This is a genomic window from Streptomyces antimicrobicus, from assembly GCF_020532625.1.
GTDB lineage: Bacteria > Actinomycetota > Actinomycetes > Streptomycetales > Streptomycetaceae > Streptomyces > Streptomyces antimicrobicus.
Genome location: NZ_JAJAUY010000193.1, coordinates 1 through 9,325 on the forward strand (window position 1 = coordinate 1; position 9,325 = coordinate 9,325).

The window sequence follows — 9,325 nt, forward strand, 5'->3', positions numbered from 1 at the left end:
TGCCGACGTGCACGCCGAGACCTCGGGCGTGGCGCACTTCGCCTACGACGACGAGGAGACCTGCATCGCCGAGGTCCGCTACCTCATCTCGATGCTCCCGTCGAACAACCGCGAGAACCCGCCGGTCCACCAGACCGACGACCCGGTCGACCGCCGCTCGGACGTCCTGCTGGACCTGGTCCCGGCCGACGGCAACCGCCCGTACGACATGCTCAAGGTCATCGAGGAGCTCGTCGACGACGGCGAGGTCCTGGAGATCCACGAGCGCTGGGCCCGCAACATCATCTGCGCCCTGGCGCGGATGGACGGCCAGGTCGTCGGCATCGTCGCCAACCAGCCCGGCCACCTCGCCGGCGTCCTGGACATCGAGGCCTCCGAAAAGGGCGCCCGCTTCGTCCAGATGTGCGACGCGTTCAACATCCCGATCATCACGCTGCTGGACGTCCCCGGCTTCCTGCCGGGCGTCAGCCAGGAGCACGGCGGCATCATCCGCCACGGCGCCAAGCTGCTGTACGCCTACTGCAACGCCACCGTCCCGCGGATCTCGCTGATCCTGCGCAAGGCCTACGGCGGCGCGTACATCGTCATGGACTCGCAGTCCATCGGCGCGGACATCACCTACGCCTGGCCGACGAACGAGATCGCCGTCATGGGCGCCGAGGGCGCCGCCAACGTCATCTTCCGCAAGCAGATCGCCGAGGCCGAGGACCCCGAGGCCATGCGCGCCCGCATGGTCAAGGAGTACAAGGCCGAGCTGATGCACCCGTACTACGCGGCCGAGCGCGGCCTCGTGGACGACGTGATCGACCCCGCCGAGACCCGCGAGACCCTCGTCGCGGCCCTCGCGATGCTCCGCAACAAGCACGCCGACCTGCCGTCCCGCAAGCACGGCAACCCGCCGCAGTAAAGGAGAGAAGCCAACGATGAGCACCGACATGCTGCTGCGCGTCGAGAAGGGCCACGCCGAGCCCGAGGAGCTGGCCGCGATCACCGCGATCCTGCTGGCCCGAGCCGCCTCCACCCCGGAGATCCCGGCCGCCCGCACCCGCTCCACGGCCGGCTGGCGCCGCCTGGAGCGCACCCCGGGCTTCCGCGCCCCGCACAGCTGGCAGGGCTGACCGCCCCGCCGCCCGGCTTCCGCCGTCAGCCGGCGACCCTGATCCCCTCCGGTACGGAGTCCAGGTCGGGTCGTCGGCCGTCGGCTGTTACGGCGCCTTGCAGATCCAGGGTCTCCAGCTGCCCGAACACGGCCAGGCCGCCCAGATCCTCCGGGACGACCGAACGGGCCAACGACAGATGCGTCAGTCGGGAAGGGGCGCAGGTGATCGTCGGGAGCCAGGCGCTCAGGTCGAAGCCGCTGAGGTACCAGGCCCTGAGGGCGACCAGACCGGACAGATCCGTCGGGCCCGACACCCGCGCGCCCGGGCGAGGGTGGGCGAACAACCCGAGGAACTCCAGGTCGGGCAGCTGAGCGAGTGAAGAGACGTCCACGTCATGGGCGTTCGCGAGGAACAGCGTGCGCAGCCGGGTGCAGCTCGCGAGCGGGTCCAGATCGGTGACGGACCAGGCCTGAAAGAGATGGAGGGCACGCAACTCGGTCAGGAGCCCGGCGAGAGGGCTCAGCCCCTGGCGGAGCCGGCAGAAGACGTACAGCTGGCGGATCTCGCGCAGACGGGCGGCCGCGGGGATCTGCGCGGGATGGCTGAGCTCTATGGGCACCTCTGCGAGCGGCAGCTTCCGCAGGACCCGCTGCGCGTACTCCTCGACCGGGAAGTAGTCCCAGACCGCTGCCACCTCGCTGAGCACGTCGGAGCGGCTGTCCTCGGCCCAGCGCTCCAGCAGACCGAATGCCTGCTCACCGCCGATGATGGCCGCCGTCCTCGCCAGCGCGCCGGCGGCGGCCGCGGGGAAGCCCTCGAGGGAGGCCGGCATCCGCCGCAGCAGGGGCGGCCCCGCGGTGGCGAGCGAGGCGGACTCCTCCCGCCGCCGCGGGGGGATCAGGTCGTCCATGGCCGCGTCCAGCGACCCCGCGATCGCCTCGGGCACCGAGGACATCGTCTCCAGGCACGCCACGGCCAGCAGCCGTAGCCGCCGCCGGTGGCGGGGCTCGTCCGCGGCGCGGGCCAGGACGCCCCTGATCAGCTCCGTGCGCTGGGAGCGCGTGGCGTGGCCCGCGGCCATCACGATGGTGTCCCGCCACAGGTCCAGGTGCGCCCGCTCCACCAGATTGCCGATGTTGTCCTCGGCCGCGGCATCCGCGGCGGCCAGGTACTCCTGGAACGTGCGGTGCAGGAAGTCCACCCGGTCCTCGGTGGGTTTGCGCAGCACCCCGGAGCGGGTGAGGAGGTGGTCGAGGACCGCCTCGGGCCTCACCCCGTCCAGGTGGCGCATCGAGGACAGGGCCCGACCGGTGTACGCCAGGGCCTGGGCCTCGGAGATCTCGCTGCGGTTGTTGTCGGACAGCCGCCAGGCCAGGTCCTGCAGGACGTGCATCTTGTCCGTGAGGGACAGCGGCACGTCCAGTGCGCTCGGCACGTTCCGCTCGGCGTCGCGTCGTTGGAGCAGGATCTCCAGCGCGATCCGGTACAGCTCCATCCGGTCGCGGGGCAGCTGGCGCCCCCGGTTCAGGTGCAGGGCGCACAGCAGGGCCGCGAGCAGCGGGCTGGAGGCCAGGGACTGCAGGTGCGGGCGGTCCTGGAGGCTGGCCAGCAGGGCCCGTTCGTACTCGGCGAGGTCCTCGCCCTGGTCCAGGACGGCCTGGTGCCACTTCCGGACGAAGACCACCACGTCGGCCGGCCGCATCCGGTCGAGCAGGACCGGCTTGAAGCCCTCGTGCCGCAGCCAGTCGGCGCGGGCCGCGGCGGGACGGGAGGTCACGACGACCCGGTTGCCGGGGTACGCCTTGAGCAGGCACCCCAGCCAGTCGCGGACCGGACGGCGTTCGTTCGCCGGGAGCTCGTCCAGTCCGTCGACGAGGAGCAGCACACGGCCGTCGCGGAGCTGGCGGTCCATCCAGGCCCTGGGCAGGTGGCCGGTGAGGGGCCCCGCGGTGTGGTCGAGCAACGCCTCCGGGGCGGGCAGGTCCCGGCCGGCGTAGCGGCGGAGCTTGACCAGGGCCGGGACCAGCCCGTTCCAGTCGCCGAGCTCGCCGTTGAAGGCGCCGCGGGCCGCACTGACCGCCAGCCACTGGAGCAGGGTGGTCTTGCCGGACCCCGCCTCGCCCCTCAGCAGGACCCGGTCGGTGCCCTTGAGGGCCGTCTCGACCCGTACGCCGTGCCCGTCCTCCTCGGCCAGCCAGTCTCCGGCACGCGCGCGCGGTACGGACCCGGTGCCACGGGTCCGGCCGCGGGCCTCCGCGCTGGTCCGCAGGCTCACGTAGGCGACCGACAGCTTGGTCCGGGCCGCCCGCTCGGACGCGAAGCTGAAGAGCTCGACCTCGTCCAGGGAGCGGCTGACGAACTCCAGGTACTCGCGCCGGAAGGCCTCGTCCTGGCCCTCGCCCTGGGGCGCGTACAGCTGGGGGGCCGGAAGACGTTCCAGGAGGAGGGAGATCTCGGTGGCCAGGGACGTGCTGCGGGCCAGCAGCTCGGTCACCGCGCGTTCGGTGAAGACCGGCAGCCGGCGCAGCAGCCGGACGTAGCAGTCGCAGGTCTGGGAGAAGAGCAGTTCGTGGAAGGCGGTCGTGGCCTCGTCGAAGCCGGCGGGGACCGGGGCCGCGGACCGGATGCGGCGGGCCAGCTCCGCCGGGTCGGCGTCGGAGCCGATGACGGCCTCGTCGGAGAGGTCCGCCCGGGCGAAGGTGTCCGCGACGGCGTCCAGGGCCGCCTGGCGGTCGGACGGGGCCAGGCCGCGGAACTCGTGCTCCAGCAAGGGCTGGACGCGTGCGGCCACCGCGTCCGCGATCTGCTCGAACTGCCGGATCAGGTCCCGCTGGGCACGCAGCCCCGGGACCCGGAAACGGATCAGCTCCGACAGGTCCGACCGGCTCTCCTGGTCCCGTCGGCGCGGGCCCAGCCACAGGCGCACCGCCCGGGTCGCCAGTACCTGGCCCAGCCTGACCGCCGCTGCCTCAGCGCCCAACAGTCCCTCCGTCCCCCGCCGTTGAAGCACAGAACGCCGGGAACCCTCGAAGGGTTCCCGGCGTTGCGTTCCGAGCGGCTGCCGACTAGCGCAGGCGGGCCATCAGGGCGTGCTCCACCAGCGTGATCAGCGCCGACTTGGCGTCGGCGCGGTGGCGGGCGTCGGTGGTGATGATGGGGGCGTCGGGGCCGATCTGGAGGGCTTCGCGGACTTCTTCGGGGGTGTAGGGCTGGTGTCCGTCGAAGCCGTTGAGGGCGATGACGAAGGGGAGGCCGGAGTTCTCGAAGTAGTCGACGGCGGGGAAGCAGTCGGCGAGGCGTCGGGTGTCGACGAGGACGACGGCGCCGATGGCGCCGCGGACGAGGTCGTCCCACATGAACCAGAAGCGGTCCTGTCCGGGGGTGCCGAACAGGTAGAGGATGAGGTCCTGGTCGAGGGTGATGCGGCCGAAGTCCATGGCGACGGTGGTGGTGGTCTTGTCGCCGGTGTGGGTGAGGTCGTCGATGCCCGCGGATGCGGAGGTCATGACGGCTTCGGTGCGCAGGGGGTTGATCTCGGAGACCGCGCCGACGAACGTGGTCTTGCCCACGCCGAAGCCGCCCGCCACCACGATCTTCGCGGAGGTGGTGGAGCGAGCCGCTCCGCCGTTAGAGCTTGCGAAGTCCACTGAGCACCCTTTCGAGCAGTGTCACGTCAGGCTGGCCGCCGGCGTTTTCGTCGCCGCCCGGCTGATGGATGGCGACAAGTCCGGCCTCTGCCAAGTCGGCAACGAGGATCCGGGCGACGCCGAGAGGAATGGAGAGCAGGGCCGAGATCTCGGCCACCGACTTGATTTCGATGCAGAGCCGGCAGATCCGCTGGTGCTCGGGCAACTGCCCTTGCAGCCGCGACGGATCGGCCGTGGTGCTGACCAGCGCCTCGATGGCGAGCTGGTACCGGGGCCGGGTCCGGCCACCGGTCATCGCGTACGGACGCACCAGCGGGTTGTGGGCCTTGGGCGCCTGCGGCGGGGCCGAGGGGCGCGTGGGCCGCTGCTGCTGGGGCTGGCCGTACGACTGGTGCTGGTACGGGTTGTGCTCCGGCACGGGCCGGCTGGGAGCGGAGGGGAAGTTGAAGCGGTTCTGGTCGTGCCCACCCGGCGGCTGCTGACCGCCATAAGGATGTCCTCCGGGTGTTGTCACGTTTCCTCCTCCGACTCCAAGAACGCAGTACTCCCTGTGGAACCGCGCCACCGCACCTTATGGTGCGATGACGCGAAACGCACTGCCTGTTTGCTAGTTGAGAAGACTTCCTTGCAGTTCGGCGCGCAGGTCCGGGGTGAGGACGTTGCCCGCGCGGTCCACGAGGAGGGCCATCTCGTAGCCCACGAGGCCGATGTCGCACTCCGGGTGCGCGAGTACGGCCAGCGACGATCCGTCCGAGATGGACATCAGGAAGAGGAAGCCGCGCTCCATCTCCACGACCGTCTGGTTGACGGCCCCGCCCTCGAAGATGCGGGACGCTCCGGCGGTCAGCGACGTCAGACCGGAGGCCACCGCCGCCAGCTGATCGGCGCGGTCGCGCGGAAACCCGTCGGACATCGCCAGAAGAAGGCCGTCGGCGGAGACCACCACCGTGTGGGACACCCCTGGGGTGTTGTCCACGAAGTTGGTGATCAACCAGTTCAGGTTCTGTGCCGCCTGGCTCATCGGGCTCACACTAACGCTCCTGGTCATAGCTGTTACTAGGGGACTGCTCAGAGCCCGCGCTGCGTCCCTGCTGGACACCGCGTCGCAGGTTGCTCAGCCTGCCACGCACGTCCTCCGGGGCACGGGAGACCTGGGGGCCGCCCTGCGGGGTCTGCTCCGCCGCGCCCTCGACCAGGTTGGCCTTGGGCACACGCCGAGGGAGTCCGGACGAGGTGACCCCGCCCGCCTTCGGCTCACGGAGCTTGCCGGCCTGCGCCCAGCGCTCGTCGTTCTGAGAACGCCAGCCGCCGCCGTTCTCGCCGCCCTGCTCCGCCGTCGGCGCCGCCTGCTGCTTGCGCGTCTGCGGCCTCTCGTCGAAGAGGGAGGGAGTGGACTCCGCTTCCTGCTGCGCCGGCTGCCACTGCTGCTGGCTGCCGCGGCGCGGCAGACCCGCGCCGGTCAGCTGGTGGCCGGTGTCGGCAGCGGCGACCGGACGGTCGAAGCCTACGCGTTCCGGGGCCGGTTCGGGAGCGGCGGGGGGTTCCGATTCCGCCCCGGGGCTCTGCTGGTAGCCACCGGAGTAGGAGCTCTGCTCCGGCCAGTCTCCCTGGTGGGAGTGGGTCTCGTAGCCGGCGTCATAGCCCTGCGCGACCTGCGGCCGGTTCTCGAAGGAACCCTCCGGATAGGTGTAGCCGTCCTGCGGGTACGCCGAGTAGCCGGCATCGGTCGGCTGGGTGTCGTACGCGGGGTCGTAACCCTGGCCGACCTGCTGGTCGTAGTCCTGGTACTGCTGGTAGTCGTGCTCCGGCTGCGGTTCCGGATAGTCCTGGGCGTACTCCTGGTGGCCCTGCTGCTCGCCCTGCTGGTGGCCGACGTTGGCCTCCAGCTGGGCCCGGCGCTCCTCGCGGACCAGGGAGCGTCCCACGGGGTCCAGGTCGTGCTTGTCGGCGCCCTGGTTCTCGTAGCGGGAGTCGTCGAAGCCGAGCTCGGCGGCGGTGCGCAGGGGAGCCGCGCTCTCGAAGGACGGGGCCTGCTGCTGCGGGATGATCGAGGAGACGGTGAAGTCGTCGTCCGGGATCCCCTCGCCACCACCACCGTGGGTGATGGCGTCCGGGAGCATGACCAGCGAGGTGGTGCCGGCCTGCTCGCCCGAGGGGCGCAGCTGGACGCGGATGCCGTGCCGGTCGGCGAGGCGGCCGACCACGAACAGGCCCATGCGCTGGGAGATCGCGACGTCCACGGTCGGCGGGTTGGCCAGCTTGTGGTTGATGTCCGCGAAGTCCTCGGCGGTCAGGCCGATGCCCTTGTCGTGGATCTCGACCATGACGCGGCCGTCGGGCAGACGCGTGGCGTTGACCCGGACCTTGGTCTGCGGGGAGGAGAACGTGGTGGCGTTCTCCAGCAGCTCGGCCAGCAGGTGCACGAGGTCGGTCACGGCCTGGCCGTGGATCTCGGCCTCGGAGATGCCGGACATCTCGATGCGCTCGTACTGCTCCACCTCGGAGGAGGCGGCGCGCAGGACGTCGACCAGCGGGACCGGCTGGTCCCAGCGGCGGCCCGGCTCCTCACCCGCGAGGATGAGCAGGTTCTCGCCGTTGCGGCGCATACGGGTGGCCAGGTGGTCCAGCCGGAAGAGGTTCTCCAGCTGCTCCGGGTCCGCCTCGTTGTTCTCCAGGTCGGTGATCAGGGTCAGCTGGCCCTCGATCAGCGACTGGTTGCGGCGGGAGAGGTTCGTGAAGATCGCGTTGACGTTGCCTCGCAGGAGCGCCTGCTCGGCGGCGAGCCGGACGGCCTCGCGGTGGACCTGGTCGAAGGCGCGGGCGACCTCGCCGATCTCGTCCTGGGAGTCGATCGGGATGGGCGCCACACGGGTGTCGACCTTGCCGGGGTCGGTCCGCGAGAGCTGGTCGACCAGGCTCGGCAGGCGCTGCTCGGCGATGTCGAAGGCGGCGCCGCGCAGGCGGCGCATCGAGCGGCCCATCTGGCGGGCCATGAGGCCGGCCATGATGAACGCGGCGCTGAGGGCGACGACCACGATGGCACCGTTGACGATGGCGTCGGTGCGCGCGTCGTCGGAGATCGCGATGGTGTCCTTGACGGCCTTGTCGAGGAGCTCCTTCTCGACCTCGGCGTAGCCCTCGAACTTGGCGGTCGCGGCGGCCTGCCAGGCCGGGGCGGTGGTGCCGCCCTGGGCCAGCTTCTCCTTGGACTCGCCGCTGGCTATCGCCTCGGTCATGCCGGTCAGCGCGGAACCGCCCACGACCGGCGGGGCCTTGAAGGGCTGGCCGTTGCGCTCGGCGTTGGCCCTGGCCTCGGCGAGCTTGTTGGCGCCCTGGGCGGACTTGTTGCCCATGACCTCCTGGAGGCGGGCGGTGTCGTCCTGGGTGCCACCGGCGACGTACTCGCCGAGGGCGATGTCCTCCAGGTAGGCGTACGAGGAGAACGCCACCAGCTGGGCCTTGCGGACGTCCTCCTTGTCGTTCGGCCGGACCAGCAGGTGGGTACCGATCGAGCGCTGGAGGGAATTGGCGGCCTTGGCGAGCTGGATCGCGTAGACCATGCGGCCGTAGCTGGTCACGTTTCCGGTGCCCAGGCCCAGCTCGTTGGCGAACTGCATGAGGTTGTGCTGCACGAGCACGTACCCCTCCTCCGTCGGCACCGGGCCGGCGGCGGACGGGAGGTTCTTCTTGGCGGTCTCGATGTCCTTGAGGAACGCCGTCTTACGTATCTGCTCGAGCTTGGGCTCTTCCTGCTTGACCAGCTCAAGACGCCGCTCCAGGCCCTGCTTCTGGGGCATGCCCTGCACGGACCGGTGGAACTTCGCCTTCGCGGCGTCGGTCGCGGCGTACGCCTCGGCGATGGAGGGGTTGTTGCGGTCTCCGCGCAGCAGCGGCTCGGCGGTCAGGTCGCGCTCGTTGAGCAGGGCCTGGCCGTATTCGGCCGCCGCCTGGACGATGCGGGCCGTCTTCTCGGCGTCCTTCGCCTCGTTCCAGGTGTCGATGGAGCCCTTCACCTGGAAGCCGCCCATGACCAGGCCGACGAGGCTGGGTACCAGGAGGATGGCGTTCAGGCGGGTGGGCACGCGCCAGTTGCGCGGGGAGAACCTGCTGGTGCTACCGCTGCTCACCGGCGCCTCGACGGGTGCGTCGAGCGGTGACGTGGCCGCGCGCTGCGGCGGGGTGAAGTTGCCGCGCGCGGAATCGTCCGCGGGGCTCGAGTTGCTTCGCCTCACTCGACCAACAACCTCTCGGCGGTGCTACTAGCTAGTTCGTTGAATTCCAGCATGTCCAACGGCCGTGTTCCAAACAGTTGAATCCGGCCAATTCCCGGGAGCGATCCCTCGTGTAAAACGGACATAAAGAACGAGCCGCGCCAAAAATGGGGGGAGTTGTGCGCGTAGCGGCACCACCCGAACGCACCGAGTGGCCAAGAACCTTCAAACCTCTGTCGAAACGTTATGAACGCCACGGGGCGGGCCGTGTCCAACGACACAGCCCGCCCCGCCGGACGTGGAGATCACGTGAATCCGTCTCCCCGGCACCTACTTCAAACGTGCCATCAGTGCGTGTTCGACGAGG

The 9,325-nt window shown here is 70.5% G+C and carries 7 protein-coding genes; 2 read left to right on the forward strand and 5 right to left on the reverse strand.

Features of this window, described 5'->3' with window-relative positions:
• On the forward strand, positions 1-907 hold a 907-nt coding region (locus tag LG632_RS28325; RefSeq protein ID WP_308109352.1), incomplete at its 5' end, for an acyl-CoA carboxylase subunit beta.
• Between the two features lie 16 nt (positions 908-923).
• The gene (locus LG632_RS28330; RefSeq protein ID WP_226730538.1) at positions 924-1,118 is read left to right on the forward strand and encodes an acyl-CoA carboxylase subunit epsilon; all 195 of its coding nucleotides are present in this window, start codon (positions 924-926) and stop codon (positions 1,116-1,118) included.
• 25 nt (positions 1,119-1,143) lie between these two features.
• Here the strand turns inward: LG632_RS28330 and LG632_RS28335 are convergent, their stop codons facing one another.
• The 5 genes from LG632_RS28335 to LG632_RS28355 all read right to left on the reverse strand — a co-directional run bounded on the left by LG632_RS28335 (position 1,144) and on the right by LG632_RS28355 (position 8,979).
• Positions 1,144-4,080, reverse strand: a complete 2,937-nt coding sequence (locus LG632_RS28335; protein ID WP_226730540.1) for an NACHT domain-containing protein — start codon at positions 4,078-4,080, stop codon at positions 1,144-1,146.
• Between the two features lie 85 nt (positions 4,081-4,165).
• Positions 4,166-4,747, reverse strand: a complete 582-nt coding sequence (locus LG632_RS28340) for a GTP-binding protein (protein WP_037792108.1) — start codon at positions 4,745-4,747, stop codon at positions 4,166-4,168.
• Positions 4,728-5,261, reverse strand: coding sequence for a DUF742 domain-containing protein (locus tag LG632_RS28345; protein ID WP_226730548.1), 534 nt, complete (start codon positions 5,259-5,261; stop codon positions 4,728-4,730). Before LG632_RS28345 ends, LG632_RS28340 begins: the two co-directional genes overlap by 20 nt.
• Positions 5,262-5,354: 93 nt before the next feature.
• On the reverse strand, positions 5,355-5,768 hold the full coding sequence (locus tag LG632_RS28350; protein ID WP_125643822.1) for a roadblock/LC7 domain-containing protein: 414 nt from the start codon (positions 5,766-5,768) through the stop codon (positions 5,355-5,357).
• A 10-nt stretch (positions 5,769-5,778) separates the two neighbouring features.
• Positions 5,779-8,979 carry a sensor histidine kinase gene (locus LG632_RS28355; protein ID WP_226730549.1) on the reverse strand — a complete coding sequence of 1,067 codons (3,201 nt, stop codon included), beginning with the start codon at positions 8,977-8,979 and terminating at the stop codon, positions 5,779-5,781.
• Positions 8,980-9,325 lie beyond the last annotated feature (346 nt).

Coding starts and splice junctions, on each gene's coding strand:
- LG632_RS28330 (WP_226730538.1), top strand. CDS start 924: ATGAGCACCGACATGCTGCTGCGCGTCGAGAAGGGCCACGCCGAGCCC.
- LG632_RS28350 (WP_125643822.1), bottom strand. CDS start 5,768: ATGAGCCAGGCGGCACAGAACCTGAACTGGTTGATCACCAACTTCGTG.